This window comes from Streptomyces sp. WMMC1477 (assembly GCF_027460245.1).
Classification (GTDB): domain Bacteria; phylum Actinomycetota; class Actinomycetes; order Streptomycetales; family Streptomycetaceae; genus Streptomyces.
This window is the reverse complement of the sequence record NZ_JAPZBD010000003.1, coordinates 3,871,306-3,895,700: the sequence shown is the minus strand read 5'-3', so window position 1 is coordinate 3,895,700 and position 24,395 is coordinate 3,871,306. Positions and strand designations below refer to the sequence as shown.

30 protein-coding genes and 1 pseudogene are annotated in these 24,395 nt (G+C 72.0%); 7 read left to right on the top strand and 24 right to left on the bottom strand.

The features are described from left to right. Positions 1 to 204: 204 nt before the first annotated feature. The gene (locus tag O7609_RS17565) at positions 205 to 972 is read right to left on the bottom strand and encodes an isoprenyl transferase (RefSeq protein WP_269736042.1); all 768 of its coding nucleotides are present in this window, start codon (positions 970 to 972) and stop codon (positions 205 to 207) included. Between the two features lie 124 nt (positions 973 to 1,096). Between O7609_RS17565 and mgrA the strand changes: the two genes are divergently transcribed. Next, positions 1,097 to 2,161, top strand: a complete 1,065-nt coding sequence (gene mgrA, locus O7609_RS17560) for an L-glyceraldehyde 3-phosphate reductase (protein ID WP_269736043.1) — start codon at positions 1,097 to 1,099, stop codon at positions 2,159 to 2,161. Between the two features lie 192 nt (positions 2,162 to 2,353). Here the strand turns inward: mgrA and O7609_RS17555 are convergent, their stop codons facing one another. After that, on the bottom strand, positions 2,354 to 3,085 hold the full coding sequence (locus O7609_RS17555; protein ID WP_269736044.1) for a prepilin peptidase: 732 nt from the start codon (positions 3,083 to 3,085) through the stop codon (positions 2,354 to 2,356). Between the two features lie 294 nt (positions 3,086 to 3,379). On the opposite strand from O7609_RS17555, the gene O7609_RS17550 reads away from it, so the two are divergent. After that, positions 3,380 to 3,748, top strand: a complete 369-nt coding sequence (locus O7609_RS17550) for a DUF192 domain-containing protein (protein WP_269737223.1) — start codon at positions 3,380 to 3,382, stop codon at positions 3,746 to 3,748. Between the two features lie 103 nt (positions 3,749 to 3,851). Then, positions 3,852 to 4,352, top strand: coding sequence for a GNAT family N-acetyltransferase (locus O7609_RS17545; RefSeq protein WP_269743872.1), 501 nt, complete (start codon positions 3,852 to 3,854; stop codon positions 4,350 to 4,352). A 568-nt stretch (positions 4,353 to 4,920) separates the two neighbouring features. On the opposite strand, the gene O7609_RS17540 is transcribed toward O7609_RS17545, so the two are convergent. Continuing rightward, complete coding sequence (locus O7609_RS17540) at positions 4,921 to 5,208, bottom strand: plasmid stabilization protein (RefSeq protein WP_269736046.1); 288 nt, start codon at positions 5,206 to 5,208, stop codon at positions 4,921 to 4,923. A gap of 448 nt (positions 5,209 to 5,656) precedes the next feature. On the opposite strand from O7609_RS17540, the gene O7609_RS17535 reads away from it, so the two are divergent. After that, positions 5,657 to 5,890: a hypothetical protein gene (locus O7609_RS17535; protein WP_269736047.1), complete on the top strand. Its 234-nt coding sequence runs from the start codon at positions 5,657 to 5,659 to the stop codon at positions 5,888 to 5,890. A 230-nt stretch (positions 5,891 to 6,120) separates the two neighbouring features. After that, positions 6,121 to 6,573, top strand: a complete 453-nt coding sequence (locus tag O7609_RS17530; protein ID WP_269736048.1) for a hypothetical protein — start codon at positions 6,121 to 6,123, stop codon at positions 6,571 to 6,573. 30 nt (positions 6,574 to 6,603) lie between these two features. Here O7609_RS17530 and O7609_RS17525 read toward each other — a convergent pair. Further along, positions 6,604 to 6,909 (bottom strand): annotated as a pseudogene (locus O7609_RS17525) (rhodanese-like domain-containing protein); the annotation flags it as partial. Between the two features lie 29 nt (positions 6,910 to 6,938). On the opposite strand from O7609_RS17525, the gene O7609_RS17520 reads away from it, so the two are divergent. Further along, complete coding sequence (locus tag O7609_RS17520; RefSeq protein ID WP_269743871.1) at positions 6,939 to 7,796, top strand: alpha/beta fold hydrolase; 858 nt, start codon at positions 6,939 to 6,941, stop codon at positions 7,794 to 7,796. Here O7609_RS17520 and O7609_RS17515 read toward each other — a convergent pair. The 6 genes from O7609_RS17515 to O7609_RS17490 form a co-directional block, all read right to left on the bottom strand. Continuing rightward, the gene (locus O7609_RS17515) at positions 7,789 to 7,929 is read right to left on the bottom strand and encodes a hypothetical protein (RefSeq protein ID WP_269743870.1); all 141 of its coding nucleotides are present in this window, start codon (positions 7,927 to 7,929) and stop codon (positions 7,789 to 7,791) included. The genes O7609_RS17520 and O7609_RS17515 overlap by 8 nt on opposite strands. Before the next feature lie 34 nt (positions 7,930 to 7,963). Beyond that, positions 7,964 to 8,737, bottom strand: a complete 774-nt coding sequence (locus O7609_RS17510) for an SDR family oxidoreductase (protein WP_269743869.1) — start codon at positions 8,735 to 8,737, stop codon at positions 7,964 to 7,966. Positions 8,738 to 8,910: 173 nt separating this feature from the next. After that, complete coding sequence (locus O7609_RS17505) at positions 8,911 to 9,474, bottom strand: cysteine hydrolase family protein (protein ID WP_269743868.1); 564 nt, start codon at positions 9,472 to 9,474, stop codon at positions 8,911 to 8,913. 616 nt (positions 9,475 to 10,090) lie between these two features. Then, on the bottom strand, positions 10,091 to 10,627 hold the full coding sequence (locus O7609_RS17500; RefSeq protein ID WP_269736053.1) for an SMI1/KNR4 family protein: 537 nt from the start codon (positions 10,625 to 10,627) through the stop codon (positions 10,091 to 10,093). Between the two features lie 31 nt (positions 10,628 to 10,658). Beyond that, positions 10,659 to 10,838 (bottom strand): DUF397 domain-containing protein, encoded by a 180-nt coding sequence (locus O7609_RS17495; protein WP_443072151.1) that lies wholly within the window; start codon positions 10,836 to 10,838, stop codon positions 10,659 to 10,661. 13 nt (positions 10,839 to 10,851) lie between these two features. Beyond that, the gene (locus tag O7609_RS17490; protein WP_269736055.1) at positions 10,852 to 11,703 is read right to left on the bottom strand and encodes a helix-turn-helix domain-containing protein; all 852 of its coding nucleotides are present in this window, start codon (positions 11,701 to 11,703) and stop codon (positions 10,852 to 10,854) included. Between the two features lie 216 nt (positions 11,704 to 11,919). Between O7609_RS17490 and O7609_RS17485 the strand changes: the two genes are divergently transcribed. Further along, positions 11,920 to 12,369: an ATP-binding protein gene (locus O7609_RS17485; RefSeq protein ID WP_269743867.1), complete on the top strand. Its 450-nt coding sequence runs from the start codon at positions 11,920 to 11,922 to the stop codon at positions 12,367 to 12,369. Between the two features lie 97 nt (positions 12,370 to 12,466). Here the strand turns inward: O7609_RS17485 and O7609_RS17480 are convergent, their stop codons facing one another. From O7609_RS17480 to O7609_RS17415, 14 genes are all read right to left on the bottom strand, one after another. Next, a complete protein-coding gene (locus O7609_RS17480; protein ID WP_269743866.1) occupies positions 12,467 to 13,045 on the bottom strand; it encodes an OmpA family protein in 579 nt (192 codons plus the stop codon). 40 nt (positions 13,046 to 13,085) lie between these two features. Continuing rightward, positions 13,086 to 13,679, bottom strand: a complete 594-nt coding sequence (locus O7609_RS17475; protein WP_332330050.1) for a hypothetical protein — start codon at positions 13,677 to 13,679, stop codon at positions 13,086 to 13,088. A 29-nt stretch (positions 13,680 to 13,708) separates the two neighbouring features. Beyond that, positions 13,709 to 14,263, bottom strand: a complete 555-nt coding sequence (locus tag O7609_RS17470; RefSeq protein WP_269744372.1) for a pilus assembly protein TadG-related protein — start codon at positions 14,261 to 14,263, stop codon at positions 13,709 to 13,711. Positions 14,264 to 14,319: 56 nt separating this feature from the next. Continuing rightward, positions 14,320 to 14,499 carry a Flp family type IVb pilin gene (locus tag O7609_RS17465; protein ID WP_269743865.1) on the bottom strand — a complete coding sequence of 60 codons (180 nt, stop codon included), beginning with the start codon at positions 14,497 to 14,499 and terminating at the stop codon, positions 14,320 to 14,322. 270 nt (positions 14,500 to 14,769) lie between these two features. Next, positions 14,770 to 15,657 (bottom strand): DUF5936 domain-containing protein, encoded by an 888-nt coding sequence (locus O7609_RS17460; RefSeq protein WP_269743864.1) that lies wholly within the window; start codon positions 15,655 to 15,657, stop codon positions 14,770 to 14,772. Positions 15,658 to 15,669: 12 nt separating this feature from the next. Beyond that, positions 15,670 to 16,608: a type II secretion system F family protein gene (locus tag O7609_RS17455; RefSeq protein ID WP_269736062.1), complete on the bottom strand. Its 939-nt coding sequence runs from the start codon at positions 16,606 to 16,608 to the stop codon at positions 15,670 to 15,672. Between the two features lie 10 nt (positions 16,609 to 16,618). Next, positions 16,619 to 17,956: a CpaF family protein gene (locus O7609_RS17450; protein ID WP_269736063.1), complete on the bottom strand. Its 1,338-nt coding sequence runs from the start codon at positions 17,954 to 17,956 to the stop codon at positions 16,619 to 16,621. Positions 17,957 to 17,992: 36 nt separating this feature from the next. After that, positions 17,993 to 18,385, bottom strand: a complete 393-nt coding sequence (locus tag O7609_RS17445) for a TadE/TadG family type IV pilus assembly protein (protein WP_269743863.1) — start codon at positions 18,383 to 18,385, stop codon at positions 17,993 to 17,995. After that, the gene (locus O7609_RS17440) at positions 18,382 to 18,714 is read right to left on the bottom strand and encodes a TadE/TadG family type IV pilus assembly protein (protein WP_269736065.1); all 333 of its coding nucleotides are present in this window, start codon (positions 18,712 to 18,714) and stop codon (positions 18,382 to 18,384) included. The genes O7609_RS17445 and O7609_RS17440 overlap by 4 nt, the downstream gene beginning before the upstream one ends. A 90-nt stretch (positions 18,715 to 18,804) precedes the next feature. Next, positions 18,805 to 20,142, bottom strand: coding sequence for an AAA family ATPase (locus O7609_RS17435; RefSeq protein WP_269743862.1), 1,338 nt, complete (start codon positions 20,140 to 20,142; stop codon positions 18,805 to 18,807). 8 nt (positions 20,143 to 20,150) lie between these two features. Further along, on the bottom strand, positions 20,151 to 20,864 hold the full coding sequence (cpaB, locus tag O7609_RS17430) for a Flp pilus assembly protein CpaB (RefSeq protein ID WP_269743861.1): 714 nt from the start codon (positions 20,862 to 20,864) through the stop codon (positions 20,151 to 20,153). Positions 20,865 to 21,043: 179 nt separating this feature from the next. Further along, entirely contained in the window at positions 21,044 to 22,024 is a 981-nt protein-coding gene (locus tag O7609_RS17425) for a hypothetical protein (protein ID WP_269743860.1), read from the bottom strand. A 111-nt stretch (positions 22,025 to 22,135) separates the two neighbouring features. Further along, positions 22,136 to 23,497 (bottom strand): Nramp family divalent metal transporter, encoded by a 1,362-nt coding sequence (locus O7609_RS17420; RefSeq protein WP_443072260.1) that lies wholly within the window; start codon positions 23,495 to 23,497, stop codon positions 22,136 to 22,138. A gap of 13 nt (positions 23,498 to 23,510) precedes the next feature. Beyond that, the gene (locus O7609_RS17415; protein ID WP_269736069.1) at positions 23,511 to 24,359 is read right to left on the bottom strand and encodes a hypothetical protein; all 849 of its coding nucleotides are present in this window, start codon (positions 24,357 to 24,359) and stop codon (positions 23,511 to 23,513) included. Positions 24,360 to 24,395: the final 36 nt, after the last annotated feature.

Genomic DNA, 24,395 nt, shown 5'->3' with positions numbered 1-24,395 from the left:
TCCGTGGCTGGCAAGGGGCCTCCCGGGGCCGACCTCCCCGTCTGGGTGCCGGCCTGCCAGGGGTATTCCCCCGCACGGCCGCCCGCATGCCTTGGCATATGCGGGCGGCGAGACGAACTCCCGCTCACCCGCGGGTGAACGGGGAGGTCAGCCGCGCGGGCCCGCCCCGTCCGGCGCACTCCGGCGCCGCGTCGGGCCGGGGTGTCAGCGGCCGAAGCGGCGGTGCCGGGCGGCGTAGTCGCGCAGGGCGCGCAGGAAGTCGACCTTCCGGAAGGCCGGCCAGAACACGTCGCAGAAGTAGTACTCCGAGTTGGCGCTCTGCCAGAGCATGAAGCCCGAGAGGCGCTGCTCGCCGCTGGTGCGGATCACCAGGTCCGGGTCGGGCTGGCCGCGCGTGTAGAGGTGCTCGGCGATGTCGTCGATGGTGAGCGTGTCGGCCAGGTGCGGCAGCGCCTCACCGCGGTCGGCCCGGTCCGCCAGCAGGGAGCGGACGGCGTCGGTGATCTCCTGCCGTCCGCCGTAGCCGACGGCCACGTTGACGAGGATGCCCGTGTTCCGCGACGTCGACTCCGCGGCCTCCTTGAGCACCCGCTGGGTGTGGTCGGGCAGCAGGTCCGGGTTGCCGACGTGGTGGACACGCCACCGCCCGTCGCCCGCCAGCCGCCGCACGGTGTCCTCGATGATGCCGAGCAGCGGGGTCAGCTCGTTGGCCGGCCGGTCCAGGTTGTCCGTCGACAGCAGCCAGAGGGTGACGACCTTGACGTCCGTCTCGTCGCACCAGCTCAGCAACTCGCGGATCTTCTCCGCGCCCGCCCGGTGGCCCTCGACCGTCGTACCGCCCGAGGCCCGCGCCCAGCGCCGGTTCCCGTCGAGGATGACGCCGATGTGCTTGGGGACCTGCGCCAGATCGAGATGGCCCTCCACCCGGCGGGAGTAGAGGCGGACCACCAGATTGCGCAGCTTCTCCTTCATCCGAGCCCGTCGCCCCTTCCACTGCCCACGTCGCACGCCGCGAGAAGCCTACTGCCAGTCAGCCGCGCCGGACGCCCCGGGCGGCTCCGGGGCGATGTCGGCGGCCCGTGATAGTCAGAGGAGCATGACCGGCACGACCAGCACCACGACCAGTACCGAGCACTACGCGGCGGCGGACTCCCGCTACGACACGATGGAGTACCGCCGCAGCGGCCGGAGCGGGCTCAAGCTCCCCGCCGTCTCCCTGGGCCTGTGGCACAACTTCGGTGACGACCGCGCGCTGGCCACGCAACGCGCCATCCTCCGCCGCGCCTTCGACCTCGGCGTCACCCACTTCGACCTGGCCAACAACTACGGCCCGCCGCCCGGCTCCGCCGAGCTGAACTTCGGCAAGATCCTCGGCCAGGACTTCCGCCCCTACCGCGATGAGCTGGTCATCTCCACCAAGGCGGGCTACCTCATGTACCCCGGCCCGTACGGCGAGTGGGGCTCGCGCAAGTACCTGCTGTCCTCTCTGGACGCCTCGCTGCGCCGGATGGGGCTGGACTACGTCGACATCTTCTACTCGCACCGCTTCGACCCCGACACCCCGCTCGAGGAGACGATGGGCGCCCTGGCCTCCGCCGTCCAGCAGGGCAAGGCGCTCTACGTCGGGCTGTCCTCGTACAACACCCAGCGCACCCGGGAGGCGGTGGGCCTCCTGCGCGAGATGGGGGTACGCCCGCTCATCCACCAGCCCTCCTACTCCATGATCAACCGCTGGACGGAGGAGGACGGCCTGCTCGACACCCTGGAGGACGCGGAGATGGGCTGCATCGCCTTCGCCCCGCTCGCCCAGGGCCTGCTCACGGACAAATACCTCCACGGCATCCCCGAGGGCTCACGGGCCAGCCGCGGCACCTCCCTCGACCCCGGCCTGCTGACGGACAAGGTGGTCGGCCGCCTGCGCGCGCTCAACGGGATCGCCGAGCGGCGCGGCCAGAGCCTCGCCCAGCTCGCGCTGGGCTGGGTCCTGCGCGACCCCCGGATGACCTCGGCCCTCATCGGCGCGAGCAGCGTGGCCCAGCTGGAGGCCAACGTCGCGGCGCTGGGCGGCCCGCCGCTGAGCGCGGAGGAACTGGCGGAGATCGACGCCCACGCGGTCTCGGCACCGGGCACGAACCTGTGGGCCCGCAGCAGCGAGAACTGAGCCGGAACGAGAAGGGGGCCGGTCCGTGGGGGGCTGCGCCACCCCGGGGGACACCCCCCGGGCCCCGGTCGCACGGGCACCCCACCCGGAACGAAAAGCGGGCCGGTCCGTGGGGGGGATACGGACCGGCCCGAGGGGGGGTTTCCACCATAGCCCCTTCCCGGCCGTGATCCGCGCATCGTTGCCGTTTCTTCATAGGGCGAGTCCACCTCCGGCCACCCCCGCGAAGGCCCCGACGATCATGAAAGGCCCGAACGGCACAGGGGTCTTCCGCCCTGCTCGGCCCGCCAGGACCAGGGCCGTCCCATAGGCCGCACCCAGCACGAACGCCGTGAAGGTGCCCATCAGCACGGCCTGCGCGCCGTACCACCCAAGAGCGACACCGCAGGGGATCGCCAGCTTGACGTCGCCCAGGCCCATGCCCCGGGGATTTATGAGAAACAGCACAAAATAGCCAGCCCCCAGGGCGAGACCGCCGAGCAGCGCACCGGGCCACGTCCCGCCGGCGCCGGGCAGGGGGGCGGCGAGGCCGAGCAGAGCGGCCGAGGCCGTGGCCAGCGGCAGCGTGAGCGGGTCCGGCAGCCGGTGCACGCGCAGGTCGACAGCGCAGAGCAGGGCGGCCACCGGGGTCAGGGCCAGCCAGACGACGAGTTCCGGCCGCGGGCCGACGGCGGCGGCGAGCCCGCCGCACGCGACGGCCGTGGGCAGCACGAGCCACAGGGGTGCCGGGCCGTAGGCGGCGGCGCCGCGGCAGCCGGTGCACCGGCCGCCGCCCAGCCACCCCACGACGGGGTGGCCGTCCGGGCAGCGGTCGCGCCACGGCTCCCCCGCCGGGACGGCGAACCGGTAGGCGGGACGGACGAGGAGCCGCCCGGCCACGGCGCCGTACGCGACGGCGAGGAGCACCACGATCAGTTCGGCCACGGCCCGAGCCTACGGACGCGGCGGCCCACGGAAGGCCGGATCCGCCAGCCGACTCGGCGGCCCGAGTCGGCGGACGGGCTCGGCGGAGGGGCTCGGAGGGCGGGGTCGGAGGGCAGAGTCGGCGGGCGGGGTCGGCGGGCAGGGTCGGCGGGCGGGGTCGGCGGCCCGGTGTGCGGAGCGAAGTGGTCGGGGCGGGTGCGGCGCGGGGGCCGTTCGGCTTCCGTCCAGCTTCGTCGCCGATCCCCTCCCGGAAGAACTCGGCCGCCACAGCGGCTAGTCTGACCGGCCGTGAGCCTGCCCCCCGCGGCGGCGGCCGACGGCCCCGCTCTCCTGCACGTAGGCGAGGTGACCATCCGGCTGGAGGTCGCCGCGACGCTGCGCGCCCGCAGCCGCGGGCTGCTCGGCCGGGACGGCGTCGAGGGTGCTCTGCTCCTCACCCCGGCGGGCGGCGTCCACACCCTCGGCATGCGGTTCCCCATCGACGTCGCCTATCTGGGCCGTGACCTGCGGGTGCTCGCCGTGCGCACGATGCGGCCCGGGCGGGTCGGGCTGCCCCGGCCGCGGGCCCGGCACGTCCTGGAGTCCGCGGCGGGCTCGATGGCGGGCTGGGGGCTCGTGGCGGGCGCCGTCGTGCGGGTGGAGTCCCTCCCGGCCGGTCCATGAACCGGGCGGCCCGGCTTCCCCGCCCCGCCTGCCCCCCGCCTGGCCTGCGATGAATCGTTCCGTTTCGGCCCCGCTGTCCGAGCGGCCGCCTATCCTCGGTCAAGTGATCACCACCGAACGGCTCTTCCTGCGCCCGCTGACCCTCGATGACGCCGACCGCATCGTGGAGATGCAGTCCGACCCCGAGGTCGGCCGCTACCTGCCCGCGTTCGACGCGGAGCGCACGCGAGAGCGCGTCGGTCACTTCGTGGCGCAGTGGGCCGAGCGCGGTTACGGCCTGTTCGCCGTCGAGCGGAAGGGCACCGGGGAGTTCCTCGGCCGGGTGGGTCTGATCCACTGGGAGCAGTTCGACGAGGTCGAGGTCGGCTGGACGCTCCGCCGCGACGCCTGGGGCCACGGCTACGCGACGGAGGCGGCCCGCGCCTGTGTGGACTTCGGGTTCGCGCGCTGCGGCAAGCCCTACCTCACCTGCAACATCCACCCGGACAACGCGCCGTCCTTCCGTGTCGCCGAGCGGCTCGGCTACCGCCGCTTCCGGGAGGACACGCTCCTCGGGATGCCCGTCGTCGTCAACCGGCTGGACCGGTCGGCGCACTCCGCGTAGGGCGGGCCGTGCAGCGTTGTGTGCGGAGTCCGCGGGCGGCCGCGTTCGGCGTCCCGCCCGCGGCCCGGTGTGTCGAAGGCCGCCGGTGCTCAGGCGGGTGAGGGCTGTGGCTCCGGCTCCGGTGCGGGCGGCTCGGGCGTGGGCCCCGGGTCGGGCGTCGGAGGTTCCGGAACCGGCGGCTCCGGCGGGATGGGGACGGGCCCGGGAGGAGGAGCGGGGATCGGTCCCGGTTCCGGCCCGCCCGGCCCCGGCCCGGGAGTCGGTACGGGCGGCACCGGCTCGGGGTGCCTCGGGACGGCTGCCGTCGGCGTCCGGGGAACGGCTGTCGCGGCGTTCACTGCTACCTCCAGTCGCCCGGCCGCACCGGCCGGGCCTCGGGGGGCTGGCTGCCTTCCGTCGTCTCGGGTGCCCGTCGGGCCGCGAGCTCACGCATCCCCGGCTCCGGGCGTGCCAACGGGTGTGCCTGCGGCGCGGCGCCGAGGACGTGCACGGCCCCGGCCCGGCCGCCGTGGTGCGGACGGCCGGGCCGGGGCTCACGAGCGGCTCGGCGCGCGGGCTGGGCCGCCGGTCAGCGGCCCAGCGCGCTGCGCAGCTGGTCCTTGCTCATCGAGGAGCGGCCCTTGATGTCCCGCCGCCTGGCCTCCTCGTACAGCTCGTCCTTCGTCCGCTCCGAGGCGCCCTGTCGCGAGCGCTGGCCGCCTCGGGAGGATCCGCGGGTCTCCCCCGCCTGAGCCCGCTCCTTGTTCACCGTCCGCGCGGCGATCTCCTCCGCCCGTCGGGCGGAGCGCCCGCCGCGCTGTTTCGCGCTCTCCTTGATGTGCTCGTACTGCCGTTCCCGCTTGGGTGTCTTGGCCACCGTGGTCTTCCTCCGTGTGCGTGGGCCGGTCCCGGTTCCACAGCAACGCCGTCGAATCCGGGCATACGGGCACAAAATATCCCCGCATCGCTCCGTCCGCACGGCGGCACCCCAACGCCTCGCACTCCCAGCCAACGGAGGCGGCATATTCACAGAGCAAAGTCATTGGACGCAGCGCGCAACCCTTGCCAATCTGGCCTAAAGCAGCCATCAGTAATCCCTTGATGTCGCGCGCGCAAACGCTCTAACTTTTTAACTCGCAACAATAAAGAATGAACGTTCTACCGGGGTGGGGAACTTGAACGCACATGACGGACGGGGCAGTCGGGACCGATCGGGCTTAGGCCGGGCGCAGGACGCGGCCAACCGGTTCGCGGAGTACCTTCGCGAGGGCCCCCCGGAGGGGGAGGGACAGTCGCCTCCGCAGCTCCTCGACGGCGACTGGCCCATGCCGCCGGGCACCCGCTCGGTGTACGCGGTCGGCCAGGCGCTCGTCCTGCGCGGCACCTTCACCCAGGCCGACTCCTTCGCCCTCAAACGGGCCTTTCCCGGCCAACTCGTCACCGTGGACGACCCGGACCTGACCCGGCAGGGTCAGGCGACCCTCGTCGTCTGGCCTCCGGCCTTCAGCGGCGACGAGCACGCGGACCCGGTCGACCAGGCCGTCGGCCCCGAGGACTGACCGACCCGTCACCCTGATCGCGCCGACGCCCACCGGCGTCGGCGCGCACCGGCCGGCCGGGAGGGGACGGCCGGTGCCGGGCCCGGGCCGACCCGAACCCCGGGTCGGCCCGGGCGGGCCGACCCCGCGGGCCCACACCGGACAACTCCGGGGTGTACAGCAGGCGATAACCGGCATAACCTGACATACGCCACTCACGTGATCTTGCCCATGTGATCTTGGGGGTCGAGATGCTCGCAACCCGCCTGCGTACCGCCGTCGTCGCCGGGCCCGCGTGCGCGCTCGTCCTCGCACTCGGAGCCTGCTCCGCGACGGACGGTTCCGCGGAGGCGCCCGCCGGGGCCGCCGCACGGCCGGCGTCCTGGAGCCCGGGCCAGGCGGACACCGCGAGCGCCCTGCTCGCCCAGGCGAACGCCCTGCGCGAGAGCGCTCCGCCCGCCCCCGCCGCACCCGACGCCGCCACCTCCGGCCAGTGCACGACGGATCCGGCGGACCGCCCCCGCTGCACCATGCCGCCCGGGGCCGAGATCACCCCGGACGGCGGCGATCTGGACGGTGACGGAGTGTTCGAGCCACACGAGCCCGTCGGCCCCGGGCACCGGGACCCGCGCGCCTACGACGGCGGCCCCACGAGCGGCGAGACCCAGTGCGACTGGCTGCGTCGGCAGGGCCACCCCTGCTGAGCCGCGCCCCGACACCGCCCGCGAGGGTGCTCAGCAGCCGCAGGAGACGTCGTCGGCCGGTGCGGTGAGGGGGTCGGGGGCGGCACTCCGCGTCCCCGTCGCCGTCTCGACGGCGAAGCCCTCCCGCGTCCAGTACTCGAAGCCGCCGAACATCTCCTTGACCGGGTACCCGAGCCGGGCCAGGGCGAGGGCCGCCCGGGTGGCGCCGTCGCAGCCGGGGCCCCAGCAGTGGGCGATCACCGGGACCGCGGGGTCAAGGACGTCGGCCGCAGCCACCTCCGACCGCGCCACGGGCCGGGACGGGCGGAGGTGCGTCGGCGTAACCCGATTGCCGGGCCGTCGGAGCGGGTGCGAAGATCACCGGCATGACCGCCTCCGCCGCGCACTTCTCCGCGCACGACGGCACCCGGCTCGCCTACCACGTCCACGGTGAGGGCCGGCCGCTCGTGTGCCTGCCGGGAGGACCCATGCGGGACGCCGCCTACTTCGGCTCCCTGGGCGGCCTGGCCGCCGCGGCCGGACGGCGGCTGGTCTTCCTGGACCTGCGCGGCACCGGCGCGTCCGCCCGGCCCGAGGACCCCTCGACCTACCGCTGCGACCGGCAGGCCCACGACATCGAGGCCCTCCGCGAGCACCTCGGCCTGGAACGGCTGGACCTCCTCGCCCACTCCGCCGGTGCCAACCTCGCCGCACGCTACGCGGAACGCCACCCGAAGCGGATCGGGCGGCTCGTCCTGGTGACGCCCAACGGGGCGGCCGTCGGGATCGACGCGGGTGCCGAGGAGCGCCGGCAGATCGCTCTCCTCCGCGAGGACGAGCCCTGGTTCGCCGACGCCTGGGCCGGCCTGCAGGCGGTCGCCACCGGGCAGGCCGCTTTCGAGGACTGGCAGCGCATCACTCCGTTCAAGTACGGGCGCTGGGACGACGCTGCCCGGGCCCACGAAGCGGCGGGAGAACACCAGCGGCACGAGGAGGCCGCCGGGGTGTTCATGAGCGACAACTCCTTCGCACCGGAAGCCACCCGCCACGCGCTGGCTGCCCTGCCCGGACCCGTGCTCCTCCTCGCCGGGGAGTTCGACGTGGCCAGCCCGCCCGCCGCCGTCGAGCGCCTCGCGGATCTACTGCCCGACGCCCGTGTCGTCGTCCAGCCCGGCGCCGGTCACTTCCCCTGGCTGGACGACCCGGCACCGTTCGCGTCGACCGTGGCCGCGTTCCTCAGCTGACGTCGGCCGAAGGGCCGCCGAACACGGCCGTCCCGGGCTCGATCGTCCAGTGGTTGCTGTGCAGCACGCGATCCCCGAACGTGCCCTCCGTCTGGTGCACGTCCGCCGCCGCGTCCTCGGCGTCCCGACTCACGGCCTCGTCGCCGCAGGAGAAGCCTGATCCCGGCTCACCCGCGCCGATGGGCGGCCAGGAACTCCTCGAACGTCACCTTGCCGACGGCCCGGTCGGGCGCGGTGTGACGTCCCTGCGCGAACGCCCGGAACGTCTTCCCCGGCAATCGCAGTTGCACGATGCGGCGGCGCCGCGGCCACGTCGCCATCGTCGCCCGCGCCAGCTCGTACCAGGAACGCACCTCGGGCCCGGCGACGTCCGGCACGCGACCGGAGGGCTCCCCTTGCGCCAGCTCCGCCAGCCGGGCCGCGACCTCCCGCACCTCCACGGGCTGACACGGGACGCCCTTGCCGACGCACACGCACGGCAGCCTGCACTGAGCCGACGTCACCGCCGCGACCAGGTCGTGGAACTGCGTCGCCCGCAGCACGGTCCACGGCAGTCCGGAGGACTCGACCAGCCGCTCCGTCTCGACCTTCCTCCGGTAGTAGGAGAACGGGACGCGGTCGACGCCGACGATGGAGATGTAGACGACGTGCGGACGCCGCCCCGCCGCCTTCACGGCGTCCAGCAGCCTCCGCGTGTGTACCGCCTCCTTGCGCTGGTGCCTGGCGCAGTGCACGACGACGTCGACGCCGGCCACCGCCGCGTCCAGCCCCTCCCCCGTCTCCAGGTCGGCCACCCGCCACTCACACCGCCGCCCGTCCCCCGCCGGACGCGCGCGCCGGCTCATCACCCGCACCGCGGCTCCGTCCGCCAACAGCCGCTCCACCAGCGGCCGCCCCAGCACGCCCGTCGCCCCCGTCACCAGAATCCTGCTGCCGCTCACCCGTGCCGCCCTCCGCGCACCGACGCCGTCCTCATCCCAGGGTGACGACGCGCCCCCGCGAACGGTGACACCGACACAGCGTCGCCCGTCACCCTTCTCGGGGGAGGCCACCGGCGAACCGAGGGGCGGCACGGCGTGTGGCGACGGCGAAGCCGTCACCACACGCGGCCGGGTCAGCCGGCGACCGCCGTGAAAGCCACGTCCGCGGTGCCGGCGGACACGGCCTGGCGGCCGGGTGCGGACTGGAACTGCCAGTACAGGTTGGTGTGCGCGATCACCTGGTCCGGCGCGGGCGCGCCGTACTCGCGGAAGTCCTGCGTGGTGTGCGCGTCGCTGACCAGCGTCACGTCGTACCCGCGGACGAAGGCACCGTGGATCGTCGCGCGGATGCACCCGTCGGTCACCGCCCCCGTCACGACCAGCCAGCCCACCCCGCGCTCGGCGAGCACCGCCTCCAGCGTCGTGTCCTCGAACGCGTCACCGTAGGACTTGTGCACGAGCGGCTCCGCCGCGTCGCGGTCCAGCTCCGGCACCCACTGCCAGGGCTCACTGCCCCGTTCGAGCTCGTCGTCCGCGTGCTGGATCCACACCACGGGGACGCCGTCCGCGCGGGCCTTGCCCACCAGCGTGTTGATGTTCGCGACCACCCCGTCACGGTCGTGGGCCTCCGCCACCACACCGTTCTGGACGTCGATGACGAGCAACGCGGTGTTCGGCCGATCGGTCAGGGTCGTCATGGAAGGCTCCTGTTCATGATCACGGGACGTCGCCCGCGGCCCGGCCGGTTCGCCCCCCTACGAACGGCGGACCCGCCCCCACCCGAGCGTCGAATGGACTTTCACCGTACGCGGGCGGACTGACAGCCGAACCCGGCCGGCCTGTCAGCCAAGGGCACGTAGGCAAGGAGCCGCGGAGCCCCGTGCACCCGTTCGTGAGGATCTCCACTGGCCACCAGGTGGAGGCGAGGGGCTGTGAGCACAGAGCAACGACTCGAAGCGGAGAAGCTGCGAGCCGGAAGCCGCACCCTCATACTCTGGGGACTCACGTCCGTGCTGTGGGTGGGGTTCGCCTGGCTGCTGCTCGTGCCCTACACGCCGAGCGATGAGGCACGCAGCGCCACTTGCGACGCCCCACTCGTCGAGGCCTTCGCCCGCGAACCGGCCGGATGGCGAAACCCCGGCGCCTGCGCGGCCTACCGCACCTGGCCGGAGCTCTCGGGGTACTCGCTCTCGCCACCACGTCCACCACCGCGACCATGGGCGGCTCAGGTGCACAGGTCGTTCGTGGTTCGCTCTGGTGCGCGCCGCGCGGCGGAGTGAGAGCAGGCCTACAGCCGCCAGGCGAATGGCCTGGTCACCGGCAGAGGTTCATCAGCGTCTCGTCGAAGTCCGGGTATGCGCGGGCAGCACTCCGGATGATCTCCGCGCCCGCGCGGCGGCCGTGCGGCGCGAAGCGCTCGGCGACGGCGGTCAGCCTCTCGTTGGGGCGCGCGGTCCACTCCGGCTCGTAGCCGGTGAACGCCGAGATGGCTTCGAACGGGCCGTAGCCCTCGGCCAGCAGCCACAGGAAGTCGCCGAGGTCGCGCGCGATGACGCCGGTCTCCCCCTCGGAGCCCAGGAGCACGACGGGCTGGTCCTCCAGGGGGCGCCCCTGACGGACCAGCCAGAACGCCGCGTAGCCGCCGGCGCCGTTCATGCCGAACACACGGAACGCGTCCCCGGTGAGCTCGCCGTTACCAGTCCAGGCGCGGAACCAATCGGTCGTGTCGGCGGCGGAGAGAAGGCCCTCGAAGGGCTCGAAGTCCACGCCGTCGCCGCCGTCGTAGTCGAAGGGCTCCGCCAGGGCAGCGGCAAGCGCGGCGGGGAACACGCGATCGTCAACGTCCGTCACCCGGCCAGGGTAACGGCGCGCCCGCACCTCCCTACTCGGGCAGCTTGTCCGAACGCACACCGGCGAGCAGGGCGGCCAGGCGCCGGGGCGTAGTCGAGATCACCGTCCGCGGCTCGTCCGACTCCCGGATGCCCACCTCTCCCGGGAACATCGTCGCGACCTCGACGCAGTTGGCGCCTTCGCTGCTGAACGACGACTTCTGCCACTCCACCATGGGCTTCCTCTCACAAGGCGCTGGCCAGGGAACGGATGAACTCGGTTGACGGCTCCGGATCCAGGGCCATCGCTTCCATGCGGTCCAGAACCATCCGGTACTTTTCCAAAGCTACTTCCGCATGGACGAGTTCGAAACCGTGTGCGACGTCGAGCTGCACTGTGTCCAACTGCGGAACAGGCCCCTCGGCCAGGACGATGGTCTGGCCCGATCCGGGAAAGATTCCTGCCTCGAAGGGGATCACTCGGACGGCGATTTCGGGCCGTTCACTCATGTCCGCTACATGCTCGAGCTGCTCCCTGGTCACGGCGACTCCGCCGAACTTCATCCGCAACGCCGCCTCATGAATGACGGCGGTGAACGGGGTCGGCACATCGCGATAGAGGATGCCCTGACGCTTGACGCGGTGCGACACCCGGAACTCGACCTCCGGAGGCGGCAGTGCGGGGATGCTCTGCCGGAAGACCAGCCGTGCGTAGTCGACGGTCTGGAGCACTCCCGGGATATGCGTCACCTGCGCAGTCCGGATGCGTGTGGCATGGTGCTCCATCTCCGCGAGGTCCAACAGCCCCGCAGGCAGCGTCTCCCGGTACTCGTCCCACCAGTTCCGCGCCCGTCCGGACGGCATGCCGGCAAGGGCCTCGATGAGATCCGCATCCGGACACTGGTAGGCGTGTGCGAACGTGCGGACTCGCTCGGGGCTGATGGGGATGCGCCCAGCTTCCGTGTTGCTGATCCGCGACTGCTGCACGCCCAGCAACTGGCCGGCTTCAGTAGCAGACAGACCCGCCCGCTCCCGAAGTCGGCGCAGCTCGTAGCCCAGCCGCCGCTGACGAGCCGTTGGAGCACTCCTTTGAGGCATACAGTCCTTCCCTCGGTCTGGGCCTCAACCTATCGAAGTTTCATTCATTAACCTGACATGGTGGACCATTAGCATCCTAATGCCCTACCGTGTGTTTCAGGTCACTCACGGACCGTGGCACCGTGAAGGAAGTGCACCGTCCTGCCTGCGCGCGGTGGGGCGGCGGGCCACCGGAACGGGTAGCCATCTCGCCGTCTCCGAGAGGAAGTGCTCCGCATGACGCTCTACTCTGCCTCCGATCACCTCAAGCCGACGACGGAACCGCCGGACCAGTGGGCCTTGGGCCTCCAGCTCACGAACGATCCGCGCGCACCCGGCATCGCGCGCAGCACCCTGAAGGCCGCCATGGTGAACTTCGGCCTCGGCAGTGATGTCACCCAGACCGCACTGCTGCTCGCGAGTGAGCTGGTAACCAACGGGGTGAAGCACTCCGACGGCCCGGTGTTCATCCGGGCCACCGCCCGCAAGGGGGATCTACGGGTCAGCGTGTGGGACAGCGACCCGGAGTTGCCGGAGCCGTTGACCGTGGGCACCGAGGAGCCTTTCGGTCGGGGGCTTTTGCTCGTGGAGCTGCTGTCGCGAGCTTGGGGGCGCTATTCCTTCGGCTCGGAGTCGCGGGGCGGGGCCGCCCCCGGGAAGGTCGTATGGTTCGAGCTGGGAGCTTGACAACCGTTCACGCCGAGGTCGAGGTAGGCCTGAGCCGGTCCGCCACGGGGGAGAGGTAAACGAACCGGCTCAGAGTAACCACACTACTACGCTCAGCTTATTCGTTGCGGGGGAACGAGACCTCCACCCGGCGATTCTTCGTCCGGCCCTCCTCCGTGGCGTTGGACGCGACGGGGTAGTCCTCGCTGTACCCACGGATGTTGAACGTGATCCCCGGGTTGTCGAGATGCTTGGCCAACGCACGGTGCACAGCCTCGGCCCGATCCTGGGAAAGCGTGACGCCGTGATCATAGGAGCCGAGGTTGTCCGTGAAGCCGTAGATGTTGACCTCGGTCGAGCCCTGCTCGTTGATCTCGTCCGCGATGTCCTTGATACGGGCGCTGGCCTCGCTGTTGAGTTCGGCACTGTCCATACCGAAGAGAACTTCCGCCTGGAGGGTGAACTTCGTCTTCTCGTTCGAGTCCTCGCGCCGCTCCTCGCCCGAGCCGTCCTCGACGACCTGGACGATGTCGATGACTCGCGGGTCCGCGAGCGTCGCACCGTCACGCATCCGCAGTTGCGGTGAGTTGGCGTCGATGCGTACGGGCGGCTTGTCGTTGGCCGAACCGTAGGGCCCGTCAGCGCTCGCGCCAGGAGCCAACGTGAGGGTGAGCGCGGCGGCGGTGAGCGTCGCCACCGCTGCGGATGTCACTGGGCCGCGCCGGACGGTCATATGCTCACCCCTCGGTCAGTTCAAGCGTGGCCGGAGTCATCGTGGGAAGCTGGAACTCGACCTCCACCACACCATTCGGGGGCGCAGGAAACTGGGCGAACAGGGGACGTGACTCCCCCGACCCCGTCAACGAGATGCTGGTTGTGCACAGGCACTGGCCATCTGTATCGCGGAGAACCAGATACCTTTTTTTTGCATCCTTGTCCACCAACGTGGCACCGGATATATCGGACTTCGACTTGATGCTGTTCTCAAGGGACCGCAGACGAACAGGGTCGAATGCCTTTGACCCTTCATTCTTCAGCGTTGCCTCAACGGTAACGAATCCGCCGGGGTCCCGCACAGCAGAGTGGACTTGAACAAGAACGCCGTTCGGGCCACGTAGCTCACCAATTACGCTAGCGGTGTCAACCTCTTTACTCTTACCATCAGGACCCTGGGTTCCTTCGCTCTTCCGAGCGTCGGATGGCTGGTCCTTCCGCCCCTCCTCGGCGCTCTCTTCACCACCGCCGCACGCAGCGAGCGTGCACGCCAAAGCAACCGCGGAACATCCGTAACCCAGCCCCCTGATCAGACCCTTTACACGCTTCACCATCATCCAATACATCCTTAGTCCATGCATTTCAGTCACTCCGACAACCGGACCACAAAGAGCTGATCAAAATCGGGCACCGAATCAGGTTGATCGGTATCCACGATGAACTCTTCGCCGTTGCAGTGCAACTCAACTGGGGGTGACTCTTCACCACTCCCCTTCGTCTCATCACCCATCTCCACACGACACCGGGGCTCAATCACCGCACTGGCAACAGCCTGGGCATACAAACCTGTTGTCCCAGGAATAACCGTATCGCCAATCGATTCCTGATTCTTCACCGAGACAGTGAACTCAGGAAGAGGAGTATTTTTAGCCTCACACGACAGCGAATCGGCCCCGTTTTTAGCAGCGAACTCTCGGGCTGAATCGCACGCTCGGTGCACTAGGAAACCATGCCCTCGTAGCAAAGATTCCCACTCATCCGGGGTGGATATGTCCTCAATCAACCCCTCACCTAGTTGCTGCCGCACATCGTTGGCCGCAGCCAGGGCCGCAGCATCGGCTGCACCTTGGGCATCGCTTCGTGAGGTAGAGGCTTGCCCGAAAGCAAAATAGGCGAGCGCTAGGAACAACAGGCCTGCAATGACCGTGATATAAGCAGGGAAGGTCTGACCGGACTCACTGCCCCACGAAGAACGAATTACTCCCCACCGGTCACCTTGGCGATCTGCTGGTTGATGGCCTCGACGATTGACGAGCCAAAGTCTGTTGCCAACAGCACGACGATGATCGCGGCTACGACGGCGAGGATGCCGAGGTACTCGATCGCGGTCTGGCCGCGGTCGTCGGGGCGGGGCTTGAAGAGCGGAAGGCGCGGCATGGGGTTCTCCCTCTCCGGGGTCGGGCGCGGGGGTGTGGGGTCGGGCTGTGGAGCGGGACGGGGGCGGGGCGGGGCCCAGACCGTCGCGGGGGGCCGCTGTCACATGGTTCGGCATGGGACATGGCCTCCTCGCGGTCCGTCAGCGGTACGCGGCGACGTGGTCAGGGTTCGCTCCAGAGAGTGACTCTGCCACAACGGGTTGCGCACGCGAAGGGGGTGCGGTGAATTGTGTGGGAATTCGTAATGTGTCAAGGCCACTTCACTCACCCCTCACTCCCCCGTGATGCGGCTGAACTCGGTTTCGGTGCCGAGGAAGAGACCGGCGACCAGCAGGATCAGCGTGGCCGGAACCATGACGGTGGTGATGACGAGGGTCGCCTTGGGGACGGCGCGGGCGGCTCGGCGGCGGGCCAGTTGGGCGTCGGTGCGCCGCATGTCGGCGGCGATGGCGATGAGGGTGTCGACGATGGGCGCGCCGAGGTCCTCGCCCTGCTGGAGGGCGGTGACGAACAGAGCGACCTGTTCGGAGTCGTTGCGGCGGCGGAGGTCCTCGAAGGCCTGGCGGCGGCTGACGCCCATGTCCATCTGGCGCAGGGTGATGCGGAGTTCGTCGGCCCACGGGCCCTCGTACCGCTCGGCGACGCGGTCGAGGGCCTGGCGGAAGCCGAGGCCGGCGGAGACGACGACGGCGAGCACGTCGAGGAAGTCCGGGAGGGTGCGCTCGATCTCGGCGCGGCGGATGCGGATGGACGCCGCGATGCCGACCTCGACCCAGAACAGGGCGAAGGCGACCATGAGGGCCGCGAGGAGCCACTGGCCGCGGGCGAGCATGGCGAGAGCGCCGAAGGCGCCGAGGAAGCCGTAGACGGCGCGGCGGGCGGCGTAGCGGTCGAGGGTGAGGCCGCCGGGGTTGCCGGCGCGGTCGATGCGGCGCCGGACGGAGTCGACGCGCCGGGGGCCCATGAGCCGGAGGACGAGGGGCGCCCAGCGCATGCCGAGGCGGTCGAGGGCGGAGCCGACGGGCGTGGTGCGGGACGCGCCGACTTCCAGCGCCAACGCCAGGTCTGCCGGGAGCTTGGCGTTGGCGCGGTAGAGACGGATGCCGGAGGCGAGCCCGGTGAGGGAGAGCGCGGCGAGGGCGGCGAGGAGGAGGGTCATGGGTGGTGGGCCTCAGACGTCGATCCGGGACATGCGGCGGATGACGAGGAACCCGGCCGCGTAGAGGGAGAAGGCGAGGACGACGGCGGCCTGGCCGACGAAAGTGCTGGTCATGCGGTCGAGGACGCCGGAGCCCGCGCGGTCCATCATGAGCAGGACGGTGAGGCCGATGAGGGGGACGGCGTAGGCGGTCATCATGACCTGGGAGAGCTGGGTCCGGACCTCGCGCCGGGTCTCCTTGCGCTGTTCCAGCGTCTCGGTGAGGTTGCGCAGCGAGCTGACGACCTGGCCGCCGGCCCGGTTGGAGAGCACCAGGGTGGTGACGAGGACGACGAGTTCGCGGGAGGGGAGGCGGGCCGCGAGCTCGCCGAGGGCGTCGTCGAGGGAGTGGCCGACGCCGAGGGCGTGGGAGACCTTGGTGAGCTCCTCCCCCGCCGGTGCGTCCATCTCCTCGGCGGCCATGGTGATGGCGGTGCGCAGGGCGAGTCCGGCCTGGGTGCCGTTGGCGAGGAGGCGGGCGAGTTCGGGGAGCTGGTTGATGAACTTGTCGATGCGCTTCTGGCGCTGCCAGTTGAGGAAGGCGTTGGCCGCGCCGAGCCCCAGTACCGCGGCGAGGGGGCCGAAGAAGGGGGAGAGGAGGGACTGGGCGGCGAGCCACAGGGCGGCGACGGCGGAGGCCACGTAGACCGTGTACTCGCCGGGGGTGAGGTCGAGCCCGGTGGCGGCGAGGCGGAGTTCGAGGCGGCGGCCGGGGGCGGTGCGGCGCAGCCGGCGGTCGAGGGCGGCGAAGCGGCGGTCGCCGCCGGCCACGGGGGGCGTCTGGCTGAGCCGTTCGACGAGGGTCCGGTGCTGGGCGCGCCCCGCGGCGTAGGTGCGTAGCCCGGCGACGGCGAGGGCGCAGGCGACGAGGGTGGCGCCGAGGGTGAGCAGGATGAGCTGGTCGAGAGTCACGGCGGAGTCCTCAGCGGGCGGCGCGGGTGGCGAGTTCGAGTGCGGAGTCGCCGACGCCGAAGCTGGGCGGGAGGGCCTCGCCGCTGAGGTAGAGGCGTTCGGCGACGCGGCGTGGGACGGGGTGGTAGCTGAAGTGGCCGCGGACGACGCCGTCGGCTTCGATCGGCCGGTGCTGGAAGCGGGCGACGGTGGTGATGCGGTAGTCCTCGCGGCCCGCGGAGTCGAGGAGGGCGAGTTCGGTGACGCGGCGGGAGCCGTCGGGGTGCCGGGTGAGCTGGACGAGGACGTCGACGGCGCTGTTGATCTGGTCCCGCAGGGCCTCGAAGGGGATCTTGACCTCGGACATGGAGGCGAGGGTCTGGAGCCGCATGAGGGCGTCCTCGGCGCTGTTGGCGTGGACGGTGGCGAGGGAGCCGTCGTGGCCGGTGGACATGGCTTGCAGCATGTCGAGGGTCTCGCCGCCGCGCACCTCGCCGACGATGATGCGGTCGGGCCGCATGCGCAGGGAGTTGCGGACGAGGTCGCGGATGGTGATCTGGCCGTTGCCCTCGACGTTGGGCGGGCGGGATTCGAGGGAGATGACGTGCTGCTGCTGGAGCTGGAGTTCGGCGGCGTCCTCGACGGTGATGATGCGTTCGCCGTCGGGGATGAGCCCGGAGAGCGCGTTGAGGAGCGTCGTCTTCCCCGAGCCGGTGGCGCCGGAGACGATGATGTTGAACTTCGCCCGGACGAGTGAGGCGAGGAAGACGGTCATCGGTTCGTCGAGCGTGCCGAGGCCGATGAGTTCGTGGAGGGTGTAGGAGCGGGGGAAGCGGCGGATGGTGAGCGTCGGGCCGGTGAGGGCGAGCGGCGGGATGACGACGTTGACGCGTTCGCCGGTGGGGAGGCGGGCGTCCACCATGGGGTTGGACTCGTCGACGCGGCGGTTGACGGTCGAGACGATGCGCTCGATGGTCTGCATGAGCTGGTCGCCGGAGGCGAAGCGCAGCGGGAGGCGTTCGACGCGGCCGGCGCGTTCGACGTAGACGTGGTCGGGCCCGTTGACCATGATCTCGGTGATGGAGGGGTCCTCCAGAAGCGGTTCGAGGATGCCCAGCCCGAGCGCCTCGTCCACGACGCGCCGGATGAGCAGGGCGCGTTCGGAGGTGGAGAGGACGGGGCCCTCGCGGCTGATGATGTGGCCGAGGACGCGTTCCAGGCGGGTGCGGCGTTCCGCGGCGGTCAGCGAGGACATCTCGGCGAGGTCGATCTCCTCCAGCAGCTTGGCCCGGAACGTGCCGACGAGGTGGCTCTCCTCGGGCCGGTCGGCGGTGGCTTCGGGCGCTGCGATGCGGGCCTTGAGGCTCACGGCGGGGTTCTCCTTCCGGCTCGTGCGGTGGGTCGGTCAGTCGCGGACGCGGGGCATGGTGGCCGACTTCGTGGCGCTGCCGAAGTCTACGAAGGGGATGACGGAGGGGATGTCGACGGTGGCCGTCACCGTGACCTCCCCGGGGGCGCGGGCCTCGGCGAAGGACGCGCCGTCGGCGAGCCAGCTGCTGAGGGCGGCCTCGCCGGCGTCGGCGGCGGCCCGCTCGTCGTCCTGGGAGACGTAGCGGGCCGCGGTCCGGGCGGCGGTGCCGGCCTGCTGGGCGGTGTAGGCGGCGAGGCCGAGCTGGACGGCGGCGAGGGCGATGAGGAGCAACAGGGGCAGGAAGCCGAGGTACTCGATGGCCGCCTGGCCTCGGTCCCGGGCACGCACAGAGCCACTCGCGCCCCCGGAGCCCGGTGGTCGGCTCATTCCGCCTCCTCCACCACGTGGGCGGCCTTGCCCGTGACGTCGAAGGGGAAGGCGACGCTGCCGGGGAAGAGCACGGGCACTCGCAGCCGGACGGTGGCGGTGACGAGCCCACCGGACTCGGCGCAGCCCACGGAGGCCGAGGAGCTCCAGGCGCTGGGCAGGTCGGAGGTGCCCGCGGCGGCGCAGTCGGCACCGACGGCCGCGGCACGGGCGGCCTCGTCGGCGGCGTTCCCCGCAAGGCTGTAGGTGTAGCCGACGAGCGCGAACTGCCAGACGAGCACCAGGGTGAGCAGGATCAGCGGCAGCATGCCGAGGAACTCGACCGTCACCTGCCCCCGGTCCCGGAAACGCCCCTCCCGGGAGCGCCGCTCCCCGGGCCACCATGTGCGCGGGACCGGCCCCGCCCCGCCGGGCACGGCTCACCGCTCCCCGGCCGCGCCGCCCCGGCGGCGTCGGCGGGTGCTGAGGGCGCCCCGGGTGCGGGCGGCCGGGACGAGCGCCTGGCCGGGGGCGGCCGGGGCGGGGAGGAGCGCGGAACGGCCGGAGGCGGCGGCCGGGGTGCCGCCGCGCCGTTCGCCGCCGACGAGGCCGACCTCCCCGGCCAGGGCCCACAGGGCCTGGCGGACGCTGCCGCGGCTGTCGAGTTCGTGCATGCGGGAGGAGTCCAGGCAGCTCTGGAGCTCCTTGAAGGCGGCGGGGACGGTGGTGCGGGCGACGCGGGTGCCGGAGATCTGCGCGATGAGCGGGGGCTGGATCTCGGTGCCGCGGGTGTGCCGGTTGACGAGGGTGACGGTGTCCTCGGCCTTGCGGATCTGAAGCCGGTCCCACAGCCGCACCTGCCGTTTGACGCCGCGTACGGCGACGACGTCGGGGGTGGTGACGAGCAGGGCGGTGTCGGCGGTCTCGACGGCGGCGGCGCCGGCGGCGTCGAGGTGGGCGCCGCAGTCGACGACGACGGCGTCGTAGCGGGCGCGCAGGGCGTGGAGGAGCTGGCGGGCCGCGGAGTCGGTGACCTCTTCGGCGCGCTCGCCCTCGGCGGGTGCGAGCAGCAGGGCGAGGCCGCTCTCGTGGGCGAAGACGGCGTCCTGGAGGACGCGGGGGGTGAGGTCGCTGATGCCGGCGAGGTCGGCCACGGAGCGGCGGAACTGGACGTCGAGGAAGGAGGCGACGTCGCCGGTCTGGAGGTCGAGGTCGACGAGGACGGTCTCGCGGCCGGAGGCCTGGGCGGCGAGGGCGAGCTGCACGGCGGTGAGGGTGGTGCCGACGCCGCCCTTGGCCCCGGCGACGGTGACGAGGGTGCCGCCGGGCCCGGGGCCGAACGGGTCCTCGCCGGGGCCGAGGTGGCGGCGCACCCCGGTGGACCACCCGGCGACGGCCTGGACCCGGGCGGCGAGGTCCTCGTAGCCGATGGGCAGGGCGAGGACACCGCGGGCCCCGCTGTCCATGGCGGCGGAGTAGACGGCGGGGCTGGGGTCGCTGGTGATGAGGACGGTGCCGACGGCCGGGAAGCGCACCGCGATCTCGCGGATGACGTCGAGGGCGGGCCGGGGGCCGACCCGCTCGTGGACGAGGACGACCTCGGGGAGCCCGGCGACGGACTCGGAGCCCAGCGCGGCCAGCAGGTCGAGCAGGGACGTCGAGTTGCCGATGGGCGGCTGGGGTTCGGCCGCGGGGAGGCGCCCGAGGAGCTCGGCGAGGGCGTGGGCGAGGTCGGCGTCGCCCACGGCGGGGAGGATGCGCGTGGCGGGCTGGTGCATGGGCTGCCTCACTTGTCCTCGCCGAGCGTGTAGGTGCGTTCGTCCTGGGGAATGCCGCTCTGCTCCCCGGGAGCGACGAGGGCGAGCCGGACGTGGGTGGCGAACGACTCGGCGTAGGCGATGCGCTGGGCGCCGCGGGTGTCGAGGGCGAAGGTGATGGGCACGGCCTCGGAGGTGCCGCCGGCGCGGCGGGAGTCGGTGTCGGCGTCGTCCTCGATGCTGGTGAGCTCGCCGACGTCGATGACGCGGGCCGACTCGACGATGAGCTGGGAGACGTCGGGGTCGTCGCCCTCGCCGCGGAAGGTGGCGTAGACGTTGACCCGGGCGCCGGGGGTGATCTTCCCGGCGACTCCGGTGGCGGAGTCGATCATGATGGCGATCTCCTGCTGCCCGGCGCCGAGGGCCGGACGGTCGGCGATCATGTCGCGCTGCAGGAGGGAACCGGACTTCAGCGGGTTGACGGCGATCTTGCCCTTGATCGCCGCGAGGTCGGTGACGGCCGTCTCGGGCAGCCACCGCTCGGGCATGCTGATCTCGGTGAACTGCTCGGCCCGCAGCTCCTGGTAGGGCTCGATGTCCTTCGTCACCTCGTAAGCCCGCACCTCGGGCCCGACCTTGGACTCCACGTCGTTGACGACGGCGAGGACGCCGACGAACGCGACGAGCGCGCCGAGTACGGACAGGAGCATCAGGAGGATGCCGCGGCGCTGGCGGGAGTTCATATCGGGGCGCTACCTCTGCTGCGTGGTCGAGTCCGGGCGGGGGCTGTTCGGCGGGGCTGCCGGCCGGAGGCCGGGTGGCCGGGGGCCGGGGGCTGTTCGGCGGGGGCTGGGGGCCAGGGGCCGGGGAGTCGGTCCGGGCCGGTCCGGGGTGCTATGGGGTTGTACCAGCATGGTGCGGTCTACGGGCCCGTCATGTCTGCCCATGGGACGGGTCCGTAGGGGACGACGTCCGACACCGCGTCCTCGTGCGGTATGACGACGCCGGGGCTGGTGTCCTCGTGCGGGTCGAGACCGGTGCCGTAGTCCGTCGGCGCGCGGCGGCTCGGCTGCCGCTGTTCGGCGGGGGGCACCGGGGCGGCGCAGAAGGCGCAGCGGTCACCGATGAGTTCGAGTCCGCACCAGTGGCACACGGTGCGCCGCACGGAGCCGATGAGCTGGTAGAGGACGGAGATGTCGGGAATGGCCGCGGCGAACTCGACCAGCTTGCCCGTGCCCCACCAGCGCGCCGAGTCGGGTGGCAGCGTGGCCTGTTCGACGCCGGTGACCTGCCACTGCCCGGCCAGGGTGCCGGCGGGCCAGGCGGAGGTGAGCTGCCCGGCGGCGGTGGTGAGGCGGGTGACGTAGTCGGGGCCCTTGAGCGGTGCGGCGTGCGGTCCGAGCCGGACGAGCTGCGGCTCGGGAGCCGTGACGACGGCGAACTGGCTCCCCGGCACCCAGGACCTGGCGTGCGTGGTGAGCGAGACCGGCACCCGGTCCAGCTTGGCGACCGAGGTGAGGACGGCACCGGCGTGGACGTAGTGCGCCAGCAGGCGGACGGCGGCCGCCAGCACGCCGGGGCCGAGGTCGGTCGCCGACAGCTGCCGCAGCTGCCGCACCAGGACGGCCAGCGCGAGCGGCGGCAGCTCGGACTCCACAAGCGCGATCCGGTCGGACTCCAGGACGGAGCGGACGGTGTGCAGCCGCCGCCGCACGGCGGCGGGGACCGAGGCGGGGTAGAGGACGACGAGGTAGCCGTGCTGGTCGAGCAGGTGACGGGTGTGGTCGAGCGCGGCGTCGAGCGGCGTGCGGTCGGGCGGCGGGAGGACGACGGCGGGCGGCGTCTGCCGGTCCGGTGGCGGCAACACCAGCTCCGGGCTGGTCACGGCTATCGCGGTCGTCACATCTGCCTGCCCGTCGTCGGTCGGGTTCCGCAGGCCCCGCGCGGCGCTCTCGGATACCGGCCGCGGCGGCCGTTCCTCACCATATGTGCTCCTCGTGCCACGGCAGTAGCCCTACCAGGGAAGTGTGCGGATCTGTTCGACGCACAGGACGACGAACAGCGCGGCGGCCAGGACGAGCATGGTGTTGCTGAGCGGGCCGCTGCGCCAGGGCGCGGGCATGTCGCGCCGGTTGAGCAGCACGAGCAGCGTTCCGGCGAGGAACGGCAGGAACAGCGCCCCGAGGACGCCGTATCCGATGACGAGGGCGAAGGGGCGGTCGAGGAAGAGCAGCACGATCGGCGGGAACGTGAGCCAGAGCAGGTAGAAGCGGAAGGCGGGCGAGCGCTCCCGGGCTCCGGAGGCCACCGCGCGGGCACCGCCCACGTCACCGCCCGCGCCACCAGCCCCGTCACCGCCCGTGCGGCCGCCCGCCCACCGTCCCGGAACGCCGCGCAGGTGGGCCGTGTAGTCGGAGAACAGCAGGCTCACGCCGTGCCAGACGCCGACGAGCGAGGAGAACGAGGTCGCGAAGAAGCCGACGAGGAACAGGTCGGCGGTGAGCGGGTCGAAGCGCCGCTCCAGCTCCGTGCCGACGTCCAGCAGGCCCCTGCTGCCGTCCAGCGTGGCCTGGGTGGCGTGCAGCAGTTCGGCGCCGACGACGATCATGGCGATCGTGAAGACGGCCGTGGTGACGTAGGCCGTCGCGTTGTCCAGCCGCATCATCCGCATCCAGCCCGGGGTGTCCCAGCCCTTGGCGTTCACCCAGTAGCCGTAGGCGGCCATCGTGATGGTGCCGCCCACGCCGCCGACGACGCCGAGCGTGTAGACGACGGAGCCCTCGGGAACGGAGGGCCACAGCCCGGCGAACGCCGCGCCCGCGTCGGGCACGACCCGGACGGCCAGCACCACCACGACGACGAACATGGCGCCGATGAGCACCGTCATGACGCGCTCGACGACCCGGTACCGGTTGAACCACACGAAGACGAGGCCGAGGAGAGCCGTCCCGATCCCCCACACCGTGAAGTCCACGGTGTCGGGGAAGAGCGCAGCCAGGGGCAGGGCGGCGGCGGACATCGCCGTCGCCCCGTAGACGAAGCCCCACAGCAGGGCGTAGCCGCCGAAGTAGTAGAGGGTCCAGGAGCCGAGGGAGCGCCAGCCGTCGAAGAGCGTGCGGCCGGTGGCCAGGTGCCAGCGGGCCGCGCCCTCGGCGAAGGCGATGCGGATGACGCAGCCGACGACGACGGCCCACAGCAGCGTGTACCCGAAGCGGCTGCCGGCGACGAGCGTGGCGACGAGGTCCCCGGCGCCGATGCCGGTGGCGGCGACGACGAGACCGGGGCCGACGGACCGCCAGCGGACCCGGCCCTCCGCCTCGTCCGACGCGGGGGCGGAACCGGGGCCGGACACGGCGCCGGGGCCAGGGCCGGACACGGCGCCGGGGCCGTCAGCCGAAGCTGGGTGGGTGGACACGGAAGGTCTCCATCGCGAAGCGGTGTACCCACGCCACCTCGATGCGGTCGCCGACGGGCCCGGAGGTGACGAGGCTGTAGGGCACGCCGTTGTCGGCGGTGAAGCGCTCGTCGAAGCTGATCCGGGGGCCGAACTCCTCGTGCTCGTACCGGTAGGCGTGCAGCACGCTGTCGGCACGGCTGGGCGTCACGAGCCCGGACTCATCCCGCTCGTAGCCCTCGAACCGCTCGGCGATGGCGCGGGCCTGGTCCATCGAGTCCTGCGGCGCGTCCCTCCCCAGAGTGAACACCTGGATGCGACGGCGCTCACCGGGGGTGCCGATGAAGGTGCTGACCCCGTTCCGCCGCAGCCGCCACGCCTCGGGGGCGGCCACGTCGAAGCGGACGTCGCGGAACCACTCCCAGCCCTCGGGGAGCGGGGCCGAGGCCTCGGAGGGCGGCGGCGAGGACGCGGGCGGAGTCGTCGGTGGGTCGGGGTCGAACGAGTCGGAGGGGGAGGGGGAGTTCGTGGACGGGCGCGGGGGCCGGGCGTCGTCCCGCTCGTTCTCCTCGCCCCCGGTGGCCAGCGCGAGCCACACGGCCGCGCCGACGGCGAGCAGCACGGCGAGGACGACGACCCCGGCCACGACCGGTGCTCGCCGCCCCCGTGCGGGCCGCGAACCGACGGCCTCGGCCTCACCGAGCCCGACCGGCGGCCCGTCGGGCGGCTGGACCGAACGCTCGTCCCGGGCCGTCGGCGCCTCGGAACGCTGTTCCGGTGCCGCGGGTTCCGCGGGCCGGCCGGGCTGCCGCGAAGGGGGCACCGCGGGCGGCGCGGACGGCATCGGCGGCGGCTGCCCGCCGGAAGGCCGGGGCTCGGT

Excerpts from the sequence above, each read along its gene's own strand:
- O7609_RS17565 (WP_269736042.1), bottom strand. The coding sequence starts at position 972 with ATGAAGGAGAAGCTGCGCAATCTGGTGGTCCGCCTCTACTCCCGCCGG.
- mgrA (WP_269736043.1), top strand. The coding sequence starts at position 1,097 with ATGACCGGCACGACCAGCACCACGACCAGTACCGAGCACTACGCGGCG.
- O7609_RS17535 (WP_269736047.1), top strand. The coding sequence starts at position 5,657 with ATGCCGCCGGGCACCCGCTCGGTGTACGCGGTCGGCCAGGCGCTCGTC.
- O7609_RS17530 (WP_269736048.1), top strand. The coding sequence starts at position 6,121 with ATGCTCGCAACCCGCCTGCGTACCGCCGTCGTCGCCGGGCCCGCGTGC.
- O7609_RS17520 (WP_269743871.1), top strand. The coding sequence starts at position 6,939 with ATGACCGCCTCCGCCGCGCACTTCTCCGCGCACGACGGCACCCGGCTC.
- O7609_RS17505 (WP_269743868.1), bottom strand. The coding sequence starts at position 9,474 with ATGACGACCCTGACCGATCGGCCGAACACCGCGTTGCTCGTCATCGAC.
- O7609_RS17490 (WP_269736055.1), bottom strand. The coding sequence starts at position 11,703 with ATGCCTCAAAGGAGTGCTCCAACGGCTCGTCAGCGGCGGCTGGGCTAC.
- O7609_RS17485 (WP_269743867.1), top strand. The coding sequence starts at position 11,920 with ATGACGCTCTACTCTGCCTCCGATCACCTCAAGCCGACGACGGAACCG.
- O7609_RS17475 (WP_332330050.1), bottom strand. The coding sequence starts at position 13,679 with ATGATGGTGAAGCGTGTAAAGGGTCTGATCAGGGGGCTGGGTTACGGA.
- O7609_RS17465 (WP_269743865.1), bottom strand. The coding sequence starts at position 14,499 with ATGCCGCGCCTTCCGCTCTTCAAGCCCCGCCCCGACGACCGCGGCCAG.
- O7609_RS17460 (WP_269743864.1), bottom strand. The coding sequence starts at position 15,657 with ATGACCCTCCTCCTCGCCGCCCTCGCCGCGCTCTCCCTCACCGGGCTC.
- O7609_RS17445 (WP_269743863.1), bottom strand. The coding sequence starts at position 18,385 with ATGAGCCGACCACCGGGCTCCGGGGGCGCGAGTGGCTCTGTGCGTGCC.
- O7609_RS17435 (WP_269743862.1), bottom strand. The coding sequence starts at position 20,142 with ATGCACCAGCCCGCCACGCGCATCCTCCCCGCCGTGGGCGACGCCGAC.
- cpaB (WP_269743861.1), bottom strand. The coding sequence starts at position 20,864 with ATGAACTCCCGCCAGCGCCGCGGCATCCTCCTGATGCTCCTGTCCGTA.
- O7609_RS17415 (WP_269736069.1), bottom strand. The coding sequence starts at position 24,359 with ATGCCGTCCGCGCCGCCCGCGGTGCCCCCTTCGCGGCAGCCCGGCCGG.